Annotated in this window: 16 protein-coding genes; 10 read left to right on the top strand and 6 right to left on the bottom strand. The window is 67.6% G+C overall.

Features of this window, described 5'->3' with window-relative positions; translation table 11 throughout:
* Positions 1-4 precede the first annotated feature (4 nt).
* From KV697_RS15590 to KV697_RS15580, 3 genes are read left to right on the top strand one after another with little or no spacing between them, the layout of a single operon-like run.
* Positions 5-904 (top strand): TPM domain-containing protein, encoded by a 900-nt coding sequence (locus KV697_RS15590; protein ID WP_219018967.1) that lies wholly within the window; start codon positions 5-7, stop codon positions 902-904.
* A gap of 1 nt (position 905) precedes the next feature.
* Positions 906-1,571 (top strand): TPM domain-containing protein, encoded by a 666-nt coding sequence (locus tag KV697_RS15585; RefSeq protein WP_219018966.1) that lies wholly within the window; start codon positions 906-908, stop codon positions 1,569-1,571.
* Complete coding sequence (locus tag KV697_RS15580) at positions 1,568-2,101, top strand: NUDIX hydrolase (protein ID WP_219018965.1); 534 nt, start codon at positions 1,568-1,570, stop codon at positions 2,099-2,101. The genes KV697_RS15585 and KV697_RS15580 overlap by 4 nt, the downstream gene beginning before the upstream one ends.
* 425 nt (positions 2,102-2,526) lie before the next feature.
* Here KV697_RS15580 and KV697_RS15575 read toward each other — a convergent pair whose 3' ends face one another.
* From KV697_RS15575 to KV697_RS15565, 3 genes are all read right to left on the bottom strand, one after another.
* Complete coding sequence (locus KV697_RS15575) at positions 2,527-2,808, bottom strand: ETC complex I subunit (protein WP_042491340.1); 282 nt, start codon at positions 2,806-2,808, stop codon at positions 2,527-2,529.
* A 12-nt stretch (positions 2,809-2,820) separates the two neighbouring features.
* A complete protein-coding gene (gene hrpB, locus KV697_RS15570; RefSeq protein WP_219018964.1) occupies positions 2,821-5,271 on the bottom strand; it encodes an ATP-dependent helicase HrpB in 2,451 nt (816 codons plus the stop codon).
* A gap of 311 nt (positions 5,272-5,582) precedes the next feature.
* The gene (locus KV697_RS15565; RefSeq protein ID WP_219018963.1) at positions 5,583-6,593 is read right to left on the bottom strand and encodes a polyprenyl synthetase family protein; all 1,011 of its coding nucleotides are present in this window, start codon (positions 6,591-6,593) and stop codon (positions 5,583-5,585) included.
* Between the two features lie 110 nt (positions 6,594-6,703).
* Here KV697_RS15565 and KV697_RS15560 point away from each other — a divergent pair, with 110 nt between their 5' ends.
* Together KV697_RS15560 and KV697_RS15555 are read left to right on the top strand one after the other, a co-directional pair.
* The gene (locus KV697_RS15560) at positions 6,704-6,982 is read left to right on the top strand and encodes a chorismate mutase (protein WP_056433511.1); all 279 of its coding nucleotides are present in this window, start codon (positions 6,704-6,706) and stop codon (positions 6,980-6,982) included.
* Positions 6,982-7,653 carry a thymidylate kinase gene (locus tag KV697_RS15555; protein WP_219018962.1) on the top strand — a complete coding sequence of 224 codons (672 nt, stop codon included), beginning with the start codon at positions 6,982-6,984 and terminating at the stop codon, positions 7,651-7,653. Before KV697_RS15560 ends, KV697_RS15555 begins: the two co-directional genes overlap by 1 nt.
* 389 nt (positions 7,654-8,042) lie before the next feature.
* On the opposite strand, the gene KV697_RS15550 is transcribed toward KV697_RS15555, so the two are convergent.
* Positions 8,043-8,636, bottom strand: a complete 594-nt coding sequence (locus tag KV697_RS15550) for an NADPH-dependent FMN reductase (protein WP_219018961.1) — start codon at positions 8,634-8,636, stop codon at positions 8,043-8,045.
* Between the two features lie 111 nt (positions 8,637-8,747).
* Between KV697_RS15550 and KV697_RS15545 the strand changes: the two genes are divergently transcribed.
* Positions 8,748-9,596, top strand: a complete 849-nt coding sequence (locus tag KV697_RS15545) for a MipA/OmpV family protein (protein WP_219018960.1) — start codon at positions 8,748-8,750, stop codon at positions 9,594-9,596.
* On the opposite strand, the gene KV697_RS15540 is transcribed toward KV697_RS15545, so the two are convergent.
* A complete protein-coding gene (locus KV697_RS15540) occupies positions 9,591-9,776 on the bottom strand; it encodes a hypothetical protein (protein WP_219018959.1) in 186 nt (61 codons plus the stop codon). The two genes, KV697_RS15545 and KV697_RS15540, sit on opposite strands and share 6 nt — an antisense overlap.
* Before the next feature lie 58 nt (positions 9,777-9,834).
* The gene (locus KV697_RS15535) at positions 9,835-10,044 is read right to left on the bottom strand and encodes a cold-shock protein (RefSeq protein ID WP_042491318.1); all 210 of its coding nucleotides are present in this window, start codon (positions 10,042-10,044) and stop codon (positions 9,835-9,837) included.
* Between the two features lie 266 nt (positions 10,045-10,310).
* Here KV697_RS15535 and KV697_RS15530 point away from each other — a divergent pair, with 266 nt between their 5' ends.
* From KV697_RS15530 to nusG, 4 genes are all read left to right on the top strand, one after another.
* Positions 10,311-12,356, top strand: a complete 2,046-nt coding sequence (locus KV697_RS15530) for a carbon starvation CstA family protein (RefSeq protein WP_219018958.1) — start codon at positions 10,311-10,313, stop codon at positions 12,354-12,356.
* Positions 12,357-12,366: 10 nt separating this feature from the next.
* On the top strand, positions 12,367-12,549 hold the full coding sequence (locus tag KV697_RS15525; RefSeq protein WP_219018957.1) for a YbdD/YjiX family protein: 183 nt from the start codon (positions 12,367-12,369) through the stop codon (positions 12,547-12,549).
* A 472-nt stretch (positions 12,550-13,021) separates the two neighbouring features.
* Positions 13,022-13,219, top strand: coding sequence for a preprotein translocase subunit SecE (gene secE / locus KV697_RS15520; RefSeq protein WP_042491311.1), 198 nt, complete (start codon positions 13,022-13,024; stop codon positions 13,217-13,219).
* Between the two features lie 10 nt (positions 13,220-13,229).
* Positions 13,230-13,766, top strand: coding sequence for a transcription termination/antitermination protein NusG (gene nusG / locus KV697_RS15515; protein ID WP_042491307.1), 537 nt, complete (start codon positions 13,230-13,232; stop codon positions 13,764-13,766).
* Positions 13,767-13,809 lie beyond the last annotated feature (43 nt).

Raw genomic sequence — 13,809 nt, 5'->3', positions numbered from 1 at the left:
CCTCATGCCACGGCTCACCCGGTTGTTTCGCCCGGTCCTCGGGTTCTGGCTGATCCTCTGCGCCGTCCCCGTGATGGCGCAGACCTTTCCCAAGCTCGACGGGCTGGTCGTCGACGCGGCGGGCAAGATCGACCCCGCGACCAAGGCGCAGTTAGAGGCGAAGCTGGAGTCCCTGCAAAAGGATACCGGCCGCCAGCTGGTGGTCGCGACGATTCCCGACCTGCAGGGCTATCCGATCGAGGATTATGGCTATCGGCTGGGCCGGGCCTGGGGCGTCGGCCTGAAGGACGCGAACAACGGTGCGATCCTGTTCGTCGCGCCCAATGAGGGCAAAGGCCAGCGCGGCCCCCGGTTGGAGGTCGGGCGTGGACTGGAGCCGATCCTGACCGACGCCTGGTCGTCGCAGATGATCCGCACGTTGATGATCCCACGCCTTCGGGAATCGAGCGACATATCGGGTGCCCTGAACGCGGGCGCGGATGCGGTCATCGCCCAGCTTCGCGCCTCGCCCGAGGAAGCCCAGGCCAAGGTGGCCGAGGCCGCCAAGCAGTTCGACCGCGAGCATCGCCGCGGCGGCAGCGATTCCAACGGCTTCCCGATCGTCATCATATTGGTGATCTTCATCGGCGGCTTCGTCCTTCTGTCGATCCTGCGCCGCAGACAGGGCCAGCGTTTCCACGACGATGACGACGATGATCGTGGCGGCGGCGGTGGGCGTCGCGGCGGCGGCTGGCCGATCATCCTCTGGGGTCCAGGCTGGGGCAGCGGCGGCGGATCGGGTGGTGGCTGGAGTTCGGGCGGCGGATCGTCCGGCGGCGGCAGCGACGGATCATGGTTCGGCGGCGGCTTTACCGGCGGCGGCGGCGGCGATTTCGGCGGCGGCGGCGCATCGGGGGATTGGTGAGATGTTGAGCGAAGCCGATAGCGACTTGGTCACCGCCGCCGTCGCGCGCGCGGAGGCGACGACCGACGCGGAGATCGTCACCATCGTCGCGCCCCGGTCGGACCAATATCGCGATATCGCCTTGTGGTATGCGGCCGCCGCCATGCTGCTGGTGCCGCTGCTCGCCGCACTATTTCCCGATCTGGGGTTGAAGCTGCTCGCACTGGTCCATGACGCATGGAGCGCGCCGGGCGAGGACCTGATCCTGGGCGCCGTGATGATCGCGCAAATTCTGGTCTTCGGTCTAGTCTTCGCGCTGCTCGCCCCCGTGTCGCGCCGGATCGCGCTGGTGCCCAAGAGCATCCGCCATGCCCGCGTCCGCGCCCGCGCCGTCCTGCTGTTCCGCGTCTCGGCCGAGCGACGGACCGACAGTCGCTACGGCGTTCTGCTCTACCTCTCGGAGGACGAGCATATGGCCGAGATCGTCGCCGACTCCGGGCTGACCGGCAAGGTCGGGCCAGAAACCTGGGGCAAGGTGATGGCGGTGATGCTGCCGCATGTCGCCAAGGGCCATGTCGGCGAGGGGCTGAGCGCGGCGGTCGAGCGCATCGGGCTTGTGCTGGCGACACATTTCCCCAAGACGGCGGCCGACACCAACGAACTGCCGGACAGACCGATCTCGCTATGACCGATCCCCGTATGGACGCCCCCCTCGAAACCCTGGCCGAGGGGCGTTTCCTCGCGCTGCGCAAGCGCGGCACCTGGGAATATGCCGACCGACCCCGCGACATCCGCGCTGCGGTGATCCTGGCGATCGAAGACGACCATATCCTGCTGGTCGAGCAATTTCGTATTCCGCTGGGCGCGCCCTGTCTGGAAATGCCCGCCGGATTGATCGGTGACGAGACCGAGGGCGAAGCGGTGCTCGACGGCGCCGCACGCGAGCTGGAAGAGGAAACCGGCTATCGCCCCGCCCGGATCGAGCCCCTGGGGGAGTTCTGCTCCTCACCGGGCATGACGTCGGAGCGTTTCACTTTGGTCCGTGCGAGCGGCTTGGTGAAGGTCGGAGACGGCGGGGGCGATTCGGATGAGCAGATTACCGTCTACCGGGTAAAGTTGTCGGAGGTTCCTACCTTCATCGCCGAACGACGTATGGCGGGCGTGGTGATGGACGCCAAGCTGCTGCTGTTGCTGGGGGGCGGCATACTGGGCCTTTGAGTTCACGCGAAGCCGCGAGGACGCGAAGACGATTTATCGCGCGGAGGCGCGGAGAGGCCGTGCTCGCGGCAGCCATATATCTCTTCAACACGCCGTTTGTCGTGCGTGTCCGATGCCACCGGACACGTCACGTCCGGGTGCTCTGCGCCTCTGCGCGAACCAATTTAAAAATTCTTCGCGGCATCGCGGCTTCGCGTGAACGAATGGCGACACGCCGGAACTGACAGAAGGCACCAAGAAGGTCTGTTCGCGCAGAAGCGCAGAAAGGATGGGGTCGCGCAAGTGACACACCGGTCCAACAGGCCGTTTATGATGCTATCCCGATGCCGTCGGGCGAGACACCTCCGCGTCTCCGCGCTAACCGGCCTTCTTAGGCGCTGCGCGCGAAAGGAAAGCGCCCCGGTTTCAACCGGAGCGCTCCAAGCTCAGCGGAAATTGTCGGCGTAGCTCTGCAGCTTCAGCGTCTTTTGCGGTGTCGGCACGACATGGTGGTCGAGCCCTTCGCGCTGGCAATAGGCGATCGCCTCTTCCAGCGTCGCGAAGGTCAGGCGGACCTGCTCCTGCGTGTCGCCGCTGCCGGCCCAGCCGGTCAGGGGATCGGGCTTTTTCGCCTCGGTCGGTTCGAATTCGAGTTGCCAGCGATCGGTCCGGTACTTGCCGGATTGCATCGCGTTCTTGGGGCGCTGGAAGATGCGAGCAGTGGCCATAATTCTTGTCCCTTATCGCGAACCGGCGGCTCTTGCATCCGCCTTTTTCGTGCGCAGCGTCGCGGAGGCCGCTGCGGGGTCGTCGGGCCAGGGATGGCGGGGATAGCGGCCGCGCATTTCCTTGGCCACCGCGCTCCAGCTTCCCGCCCAGAAACCGGGCAGGTCGCGCGTCGTCTGGATCGGCCGCCCGGCGGGTGAGGTGAGGCTGAGGACCAAGGGCACGCGCTGCGTCCCGATCACCGGATGCTCGGCGAGGCCGAACAGCGCCTGCACGCGCAGTTCGACGCGCGGCCCACCTTCGGCTGCATAATCAATCGCATGGCTACTGCCCGCCGGACTGGTGAAGTGCGACGGCGCCATCGAGTCGATCCGCCTTTGGTCGTTCCAGTCCACCAGATTGCGGATCGCCTCGGTCAGCGCGCCCGGTGCCAGCGCATCCAGCCGTCGCTTGCCCGCGACCAATGCGGGCAGCCAGTCGTCCAGCCGTTCGAGCAGCGTCTCGTCGTCCAGCGCCACCCCGGCATAGGCCGCCCGCGCCCGGTAAGCCCCCGCCCCGTCGCTCCAGGGCAGCAGCGACAGCCCATGCGTCCGCACTACCTCGACCAGCGCCTCAGCGATGGTGTCGGATGACGCCCCCGAATCGGGGCCGCTCGACAGGCGAAGCCCGCCCAGCCGCCGTTCGCGCAACGCCTCGATGCCGCCCGTTGCCGGGTTGAAGGTGACGGTCCGCCGCGTCTCGATCAGATCGGCGAACAGCGCCTCGACGATGGCGAGGTCGAGCGGCGCGGCGGACAGGATGCGTGCGCCCGAGGCCGCGCCTTGCGTCTCGCCCACCGCCAGCCATTCCGAACTGGCCAGCCCAGAGGCGGGATCGAGCCGGAAGCCCCTGCCCCCCACACTCGCCCAATTCTCGCCCGTGGCGTCACGCCGCCGCGCCACCCGATCGGGATAGGCGAGCGCGAGGCAGACGCCCGCCGCATGGTCCCAAACCTCCTGCTCGACCGGTTTGGGGGCGAGGCCGGTCCAGCGTTTCGCCATCGCCCGCGCCGCCTCCGCCTTGGGGCCACGCTCGGTCCGCCAGCGACGCAGGCGCTGTTCGACATCGACATCCTGCCCGCCGATGCCACGCTCGCCGAGCAGCACCGCGACCTCGGCGGCGGTCGACGCCAGCCCGCGCTCGCCGCTGCGGATCAGCATATGCGCCAGGCGCGGCGGCATCGGCAGTTTCGCGATCGCCTTGCCATGCGCGGTGGGGCGGCCAGTGTCGTCCAAGGCCTCCAGGACGGTGAGGCGCGCACGGGCTTCGGCGACGGCAGCTTCAGGCGGCGGGTCGAGCCATGGGAGCGAGCGCGGATCGCTGACGCCCCAGAGCGCGGTGCCGAGCAGCAGCGCCGACAGGTCCGCCTCAAGGATCTCGGGCGGGTCGAAGCGCGGCAGGCCCGCCGTCGCGGCCTCTTCCCACAGGCGATAGGCGACGCCGGGCGACTGGCGCGCGGCGCGGCCCGCACGCTGGATGACGGCGGCCTGGCTGGCGCGCTCGGTGACGAGGCGGGTCATGCCCGCCGCACGGTCGTAGCGCGGACGGCGGGCCAGCCCCGAATCGACGACGATCCGCACGCCGTCGAGCGTCAGGCTGGTCTCCGCGATCGAGGTGGCCAGCACGATCCGCCGCCGTCCCTCCGGATCACGCCTGATCGCCGCGCGCTGCGCCGCCGGGTCGAGCGAGCCGTGGAGCTCGTGGATCGCGATGGCGGAGGGCAGGTTCGTCAGTCGCTCGGCGGTACGCGCGATCTCGGCGGTGCCGGGCAGGAAGGCGAGGATGTCGCCCTCCGCCTCGTCCTGCAACGCGCGGCGGATGGCGGCGGCGACCGAATCCTCGATTCGCGCCTCCGCCGCCCGGCCGAGATGGCGCAGGGTCAGCGGATAGCTGCGCCCCTCGCTCTCGATCACGGGCGCGTCGCCCATCAGGCTGGAGAAGCGGCGACCGTCGAGCGTCGCGGACATCGCGACCAGCCGCAGGTCGGGGCGCAGGCCCGCCTGCGCGTCGAGTGCCAAAGCCAGACCGAAATCGCCGTCGAGGCTGCGTTCATGAACCTCGTCGAACAGCACCGCCGAGACGCCCGCCAGTTCGGGATCGGCCTGGATGCGCGCGACGAAGATGCCTTCGGTGACGACGGTCACGCGCGTCGTGGCGCTGACCTTCGTATCCATGCGCGTGGCATAGCCGAAGGTGCGGCCGACCGGCTCCTCGGCCAGCGCCGCCATGCGCTCGGCGGCGGCGCGGGCGGCAAGACGGCGGGGGGAGAGGAGCAGGACTTCGCCGGTACACCAGGGCTGGTCGAGCAGCGCGGGCGCGACGGCGGTGGTCTTGCCCGCACCGGGGGGCGCGACGAGGACGGCGTTGGGGGCGTCGGCGAGCGCGGTCAGCAGATCGGGCAGGACGGCGGTGACGGGCAGGGTCATGCGGGTGCGATAGGGGGTTTGGGGGGCGGGGTGAAGGACCTCGCCATTCCCCCCTTCCGTTCAGGCTGAGCGAAATCGAAGCCCACGCCCCTACATTCGCCCAGCGGACGGGGATTCCCTTGGCCTTCGACTTCGCTCAGGCTGAACGGGGGGTAGGATATGCTCGCAGCGAAGCCGTTCCCCGGCGGAGGCCGGGGCCCAGGCTCCATCAAGCTTGTGGCGCGCCACACGACGCGGGGGAGGCAAACTCCGTCGCGCCTTCGACACTGCACAACAACTGGGCCCCGGCCTCCGCCGGGGTCGAAAGAGGGTCAGTAAGCCCGCGCCACCGCGAATTCGACGGCTTCGATCATCGCCGCCTTAGCCGGACCATCCGCGAACCCCCGGATCGCCTCGATCGCCAGGCCGCCATAATGCCGCGCACGCGCCATCGTGTCGTCGACCGCCCGGCTCTTGCGGACCAGCGCGATGGCGTGGGCGAAGTCCTCGTCCGACGTCCGCCGCCCCTCGACCGCGTCCTTCCAGAAGGTACGCTCTTCGTCGTTCGCCCGCGCATAGGCCAAGATCACCGGCAGGGTCATCTTGCCCTCGCGGAAGTCGTCGCCCGCGTCCTTGCCCATGGTCCCTGCGTCCGAGACATAGTCGATCGCATCGTCGATCAGCTGGAACGCGATGCCCAGGTTCCGGCCATAGGCCTCCAGCGCCAGTTCCTCCGCCTCGGGCCGCTCGGCGATGACCGCCGAAATACGACAGGCGGCGGCGAACAGCGCGGCGGTCTTGGCGTCGATGATCGACAGATAACGTTCTTCGGCCAGACCCACCTGCCGCACGGCGGTCAGCTGGTTCACCTCGCCCTCGGCGATCACCGCCGAGGCACCCGACAGGATGTTCAGCACCTTCAGGCTGCCCGCATCGACCATCAGCTGGAACGACCGGCTGAACAGGAAGTCGCCGACCAGCACGCTGGCGGGATTGCCCCAGATGATGTTGGCGGTACGCCGTCCGCGCCGCAGGTCCGATCCGTCGACGACATCGTCGTGCAGCAGCGTGGCGGTGTGAATGAACTCGACCGCCGCCGCCAGGACATGGTGGCTGGTGCCCTGATAACCCAGCAGCTGCGCGCTTGCCAGCGTCAGCATCGGGCGCATCCGCTTGCCGCCGCCCGAGATCAGGTGCCCGGCCAGTTGCGGGATCAGCGGGATCTCCGACCGCATCCGGTCGATGATGACCTGGTTCACGGCGTTCATGTCGTCGGCCACCAGCCGGATCATCGGGTCCAGCGAGGGCGCGGGCTTGGCGAGGCGGGTGGCGGTTACGGTCATGGGCAGGTAAGAGCCTCTGGCGACAACGCTTGCCGAACGCAAGCCTAAGCGCGAAAGGGCCCGCGCGAATTCATGTGCGGCGCGGGCCGCCAGAGGGAGACAGACCGATCATGTCCGACACCGTGCTGACCGGCTATCGCCAGTCGATCGACAATATCGACGCCGCGCTGGTCTTCATGCTGGCCGAGCGGTTCAAGATCACCCAGGCGGTCGGACGCTACAAGGCGGAGAACGAACTGCCCCCGGCCGATCCCGGCCGCGAGGAATCGCAGATCGCCCGGCTGCGCCAGCTGGCGAGCGATGCGCAGCTGGACCCCGAATTTTCCGAGAAATTCCTGCGCTTCATCATCGACGAGGTGATCCGCCACCATGAGCGACTGCGCGGCTGATGGCCTTTCTGCTGGCGATCGAGGGTGCCGACGGTGCAGGCAAGGCGACCGCGACGGCGGCCGTCACCGAGCGGCTGAACGCCGCCGGGCTGTCGGCGGCGGGGCTGTCCTTTCCGCGCTATGCCGAGACGGTCGGCGGCTGGGCGCTGGGCGAGTATCTGGCAGGCCGCCTGCCCCATGCCGCCGCGCCCGAGACGGCGGCGACGCTCTATGCACTGGACCGATTCGAATCGCGCCCGCATCTGATCGAGCTGGCGGAGGCGCATGACGTCATCGTGTTCGACCGCTATATCGCGTCGAACATGGCCTATCAGGCGGCGCAGGTGGCGCCCGACCAGGCCCCCGCGCTGCTGCAATGGATCGAGCAACTGGAGACGGTGCAGTTCCGCCTGCCCGCCCCGCATCTGTCGGTCTATCTCGACACGCCGCTCGACGTCGCGCGCGACCTGATCGCCCGCAAGCGCAAGCGGACTTATACCGACGACACCTATGACGCGTACGAGGCCGATCTGGGGCTTCAGGCGCGGGTGCGCTCCAATTACGCCGCGATGGCGGACGGGGCGATGCTGGGGGAATGGGTGACGGTGTCGACCGTCGCGGGCGGCGCCTTGCGCGACCCGGCGGTGATTGCGGACGAGATCACGGCGCTGGCGATGGAACGCCTTCGCTAGCTGTTTCCCGGCGACTTAACTGTTCCCCGGCGAAGGCCGGGGTCCAGTTTCTAGGCGCTATCGATATGCGCAAGGCATTGGCCTCCCACGCAACGTTTCGACGCGCTACCGGCTTGGAAGGAACTGGGCCCCGGCCTTCGCCGGGGAACGGATGTAATCTCTATCTCACGCGAAGCCGCGATGCCGCGAAGAGAGAAGATTTGGTTCGCGCGGAGGAGGCGGAGGTGTCGTGCTTGCGGCTCTTGCAGCCCGTCCCCCTCAAGCGATCAGGGAAAGGGGACTGCGCGCCGCCGCGCGCGATACTTCTCCGCGTCCTCCGCGACTCCGCGCGAGATAAAACTCTTCGCGGCTTCGCGGCTTCGCGTGAACCAAAATCCCGGCCCTACCCCTCAATTCGACGCGCGGATCGTCCCCGCCAGCGGCGCGAAGCGGGCGACCTGTTGGCCGACGAGGCGCAACTGCCCCTCGACCGCCGGATCGCTGATCCGCCCTTCCGCGTCGAAGCGCGTCTGCTGCGTGTTCACCGCCGCCGCGAAGGGTGTCGGCCAGCCCCGCAGCGCATGGACGATCGAGCGCAGCGCCGCGATGGTCGAACCCGTCGCCTGCCAGCCATAGGCGGTGGCGATCAGCCCCACGGGCAGGTCGGCGAAATAGGGCCGGTCGTCCTTCGCCGTTTCCTCGAGCAGGTCGAGCGCGTTCTTCACCAGCCCCGAGATGCTGCCATGATAGCCGGGGCTGGCGATGATGATCGCCGACGCCTGTCGCACGGTGTCGACGAACACGCGCTCCGCCTCGGTCCGCTCGCCCGCGCGCGGGTTGTAGAGCGGCAGGCGCGCCAGATCCTCGCCGCCAAAGACATGGGTGCGGAACCCCTCGTCCGCCGCCGCCGTCATCGCGGTGCGCAGCGCGCGCTCGGTCGAGGAGACGCTGCCGATCGTGCCGCCGATGCCGACGACGAGCGGGGAAGAGGATGCGCTGGCCATGCCGAGCCTTTCACCCCGGACGGCATGGCGGAGCAAGCGCTAAGTTTGCGGCCTGCGTCCGGTTGCGAGCGTGGAGGTCTCGCCCTATCCCAGATGACAGGGAGATGAAGGATGCGTGTCTGGGCTTTGGGGATCGCCACGCTATGCGCCTGTCCGGCGGCGGCGCAGGAGGTGCGTCAAAGCGGCCCGCCCCCCGGCGTCGCGGCCGGCGCACCCGCCGCCCCCGGTGGCTGGAGCATCACCATCGGCGCGGCGCCCGTCCTTGGCCCGGCTTGGCAAGGATCGCGCGACATGGCGCTATCGCTGTTTCCCGACCTGAGGGTGAATTACGGCGACACGCTCTTCGCATCGGTGCCCGACGGGATCGGCTGGAATGCGGTGCGCCGCGACGGCTGGCGCGGCGGGCCGCTGGTGAAGATCCGCTTCGGCCGCAACGAGCGCAATGGCGGCTCGCCCTTCCTGATCACCGGCGGCAGCGACGCGCTGGAGGGCATGGGCAATATCAAGGCGGCGGGCGAAGTCGGCGGCTTCGTCGAGAAGTCGTTCGGCCCGCGCCGGGCGTGGCGCGCACGGGCAGAGGTGCGGCAGGGCTTTGGCGGGCATGACGGCGTGGTCGCGGACCTGTCGGCGGCCTATCGCACCCGGATCGGCCGTGCGATCGTCAGTGCGGGGCCGCGCATGACGCTGGCCAGCGCGACTTTCATGCAGACCTATTTCGGTATTTCGGCAGCGCAATCGGCGCGCACCGGCTTGACGCCCTATCGCGCGGATGGCGGGGTGCTGTCCTATGGCCTGGGCGGCAATGTCGTTCGCCCGCTGAACCGGCGCAGCGCGCTGACGCTGTTCACCAGCCTGGAGCGGCTGGGCGGCCCGGCCGCCGATTCTCCGCTGATCCGTCAGCGGGGGCAGCGGCTGCAGACGACGCTGGGGCTGGGTTACGGGTTTCGCTTCGGCCTATAGCGCCGAGCGGGCCGCGGCGGCGGCGCGTCCCAGTTCCGCGCGCTCGGCCCGGACGGCCATGGCGTCCCAGGAAGCGGCGGCACGCTCGCAACGGTCGCGGACATTCTGCAATGTCGCATCGGCGGCGTTGTTGCGTTCGATTTCGGCCTGGTTGCGGAAGAAGATGGCATCACGCGACATGGATTATCCTTTCGACCACAAAAAAAGCGGTAGCCGGACCGGCTACCGCTTTCGACATTCAGGCGGGCTGAAGGTTGACCGCCGCCATCTTTCCGCGGCGATCCTGCTCCAGTTCGTAGCTGACCCGCTGATCCTGGTTCAGCGTGATCATCCCTGCGCGCTCGACCGCGCTGATATGGACAAAGGCGTCCGCGCCGCCGTTTTCGGGGGCGATGAAGCCATAACCCTTGTCGGCGTTGAAGAATTTGACGGTTCCGGTGATGCTCATTTTCGTTCCTTCATAGTGTTGAACCAGACGCTGGGCCGGATTCGGGGCCGCGGTGCAGGGAAAGAAGGAACGAGCCGCAAAGCAGAGAACCGTCGATTTGCGACTTTAGCAGCCTGATATGTGGGCCTCCTGATCCAAATCTACAAGAGCGGCCGGAAAATAACCCGCGTTGGCCCATCATGATCGAAGCTGACTTTCGGGGTGGCGCCCGCCCGCCGGGGGGTTAGAAGGGCCAATAACAGCATAACGGGAGGACCGAGCGGGGCATGACGAAACACCTTCCCTGGATCGCACTGGCGATCGTCGGAGCAGGCGCGCTGGGCGTGGTCGCCACGGTACGGGGCGAACCGATCAACGCGCTGTGGATCGTGGCCGCCGCCGTCTCGGTCTATCTGATCGCCTATCGTTACTATGCGCTGTTCATCGCGCGGGTGATCGGCATCGACCCCAGCCGCCCCACCCCGGCCATCCGCCGGGCCGACGGCCTCGACTATGTGGCGACCGACCGGACGGTGCTGTTCGGCCATCACTTCGCGGCGATCGCGGGTGCCGGGCCGCTCGTCGGGCCGGTGCTGGCGGCGCAGATGGGCTATCTGCCCGGAACCTTGTGGATTTTGGCGGGCGTGGTGCTGGCCGGGGCGGTGCAGGATTTTCTCGTCCTGTTCCTGTCGATGCGGCGTGACGGACGTTCGCTGGGCGAGTTGATCCGCATGGAGATGGGCCCCGTGGCGGGCACCATCGCGCTGTTCGGTGCCTTCATGATCATGGTCATCATCCTGGCGGTGCTGGCGCTGATCGTCGTGCGGGCATTGGCCGAAAGCCCCTGGGGCCTGTTCACCGTGGCCGCCACCGTGCCGCTGGCGATGCTGATGGGCGGCTATACCCGTTGGGTGCGACCGGGGAAGATCGGCGAGGTGTCGATCATCGGGTTCATCGGCCTGATCCTGGCGATCGTCTATGGCCAGTCGATCGCGCAGTCGGCGGTGCTCGCGCCGCTGTTCACCTTCACGCCGGTGCAGCTCTGCTTCCTGCTGATCGGATATGGCGCGGTCGCCTCGGTCCTGCCGGTATGGCTGTTGCTCGCGCCGCGCGACTATCTGTCGACCTTCCTCAAGATCGGCGCGATCGTGGCGCTGGCCATCGGCATCGTCATCATGGCGCCGCCGCTGAAGATGCCTGCCCTCACCAAATTCATCGACGGCAGCGGCCCGGTCTGGGCGGGGCCGCTCTTCCCCTTCCTGTTCATCACCATCGCGTGCGGCGCGGTGTCGGGCTTCCACGCCCTCATCGCCAGCGGCACCACGCCCAAGCTGATCGCCAGCGAGAAGGACGCGCCCTTCATCGGCTACGGCGCGATGCTGATGGAAAGCGCGGTCGCGATCATGGCGCTGGTTGCCGCCTCGATCCTCGATCCGGGCATCTATTTCGCGATGAACGCGCCCGCCGCCGTGCTGGGCACCGATCCGGCCAGCGCCGCCGCCGCCGTCACCGCGATGGGCTTCCCCATTTCGGCCGATACGCTGGCGCAGGTCGCCAAGGACGTCGGTGAGCATACGATCATTTCCCGCGCGGGCGGCGCGCCGACGCTGGCAGTGGCGATGGCGGAAATCTTTAGCCACCTGTTCGGCGGACAGGCGATGAAGGCCTTCTGGTATCACTTCGCCATCCTGTTCGAGGCGCTGTTCATCTTGACCGCCGTCGATGCAGGCACCCGCGCCGGGCGTTTCATGCTCCAGGACCTGATCGGGCTGGTCGTCCCCAGCTTCCGGGGATCGAGCAAGGTCGCGCCGGGTCTGATCGCGACCGGCCTGTGCGTCGCAGCCTGGGGCTTCTTCCTCTATCAGGGCGTCACCGATCCACTGGGCGGGGTGAATACGCTGTGGCCGCTGTTCGGCATCTCCAACCAGATGCTGGCGGCCGTGGCGCTGATGCTGGCGACGGTCGTGCTGTTCCGCATGAAGAAGGATCGCTACGCTTGGATCACGGTGATCCCGACCGTCTGGCTGCTCGCCTGCACGCTGACCGCCGGGTGGCTGAAGATCTTCTCGGCCGACCCGCGCGTGGGTTTCCTGGCCCATGCCGACAAGTTCGCCAGCGCCGCGGCGTCGGGCAAGGTGCTGCCGCCCGCCAAGACCATGGCGGAGATGGGACGGATCGTGTTCAACGACCGGATCGACGCCGGGCTGTGCGCGATCTTCCTGGGCGTGGTGCTGGCGATCCTGATCTATGCGGTGCGCACCTGCCTGATCGCGCGCCGTATCGACCGGCCGAGCGTGACCGAGGTGCCGCCCGAACTGGTGGCGGCCGAATGAGTTGGCCCGAATGACTTGGCTCAGCCGCCTGCGCGAGATCGGCAATGCGATGGTCGGGATGCCCAGCTATGACGCCTATGTGGCGCACATGGCGGTGAAACATCCCGACCGGGAGCCGATGGACGAGGTGACGTTCTTCCGCGAGCGGCAACAGGCGCGGTATGGCGGGAAAAATGGCGGGCGCTGCTGCTGATTGTTCACGCGAAGCCGCGACGACGCAAAGAAGAAAAAAGGTTGGTTCGCGCGGAGACGCGGAGGGAAAGATTGGGCGCATTCCACCACCTCCGTTCGGCCTGAGCGCAGTCGAAGGCCACGGGATAACACCCGCCACGCGCGCGCAGAACGCTCCAGCGTTCCTTGAGCCTACGACTCGAAAATCTTCGGGGCTGCGCCTTCCCTTGGCCTTCGACTGCGCTCAGGCTGAACGGAGGTTTGGAAGAGGCGGTAAGAGCCTGCCGCTCACCCTCTGCGTCGCCATCGCGGCTTCGCGTGAACCCAAAATCCCGTCTCCGCCCCCACCCTTGCCTTTTACCCGAGCCACAGCTACATCGCGTTCCCATCCGAACAGCGCGGACGGACCTTTCGTCGCAGGCCCCCTGGGGCAGGCGACGGCGGACCCATGCCCCGCTGACAGTAATTTCAACGCAGGTGCGGGAACGGCACGAGTGGCGAAGACGACCCCCATCGAATTCCTCAACCAGGTCAAGACCGAGACTAAGAAGGTCGTCTGGCCGACGCGGCGTGAGACGGTGATGACCGGTGTGATGGTGGTCGTGATGACCACGATCCTGGCCATCTTCTTCCTGGCGGTCGACTCGTTCTTCGAGACGCTGGTCCGCACCCTGCTGTCGCTCGCGAAGTAAAAGGGTTCTCATGGCGCGCTGGTACATCATCCACGCTTATTCCGGTTTCGAGGGCAAGGTCCGCGACTCGATCATGGCCGAGGCGACCCGTTTGGGCCTCGACCATCTGGTCGACCAGATCGAGGTCCCGACCGAGACCGTGACCGAGGCCCGTCGCGGCAAGAAGATCGCGGTCGAGCGCAAGTTCATGCCCGGCTATGTGTTGGCCAAGCTCGACATGACCGACCAGGTCTATCACTTGGTCAAGAACACGCCGAAGGTGACCGGCTTCCTGGGCGCGATGGGCAAGCCGCAGGCGATCAGCGAGGCGGAAGCCACGCGGATGCTGAATTCCAAGGAAGAAGCCGCCGCCGCCCCGAAGCACAAGGTCAAGGTCGATTACGAGATCGGCGACGCGGTCAAGGTGCTGGAAGGCCCCTTCGCCAGCTTCAATGGCGTGGTCGAGGAACTGGATTTCGACAAGTCCAAGGTCAAGGTGTCGGTGTCGATCTTCGGTCGCGCCACCCCGGTGGAACTGGACTTCGAGCAGGTCGAACGCTCGAAGTAAGTTCGGACCATCCGACGAAAACGGGGCCGGGGCGGCGACGCCA

The sequence above is a fragment of the Sphingomonas sanguinis genome (assembly GCF_019297835.1).
GTDB lineage: Bacteria > Pseudomonadota > Alphaproteobacteria > Sphingomonadales > Sphingomonadaceae > Sphingomonas > Sphingomonas sanguinis_D.
The sequence above is the reverse complement of the archived record's forward strand: the minus strand, read 5'-3'. Positions and strand labels throughout refer to the sequence as shown.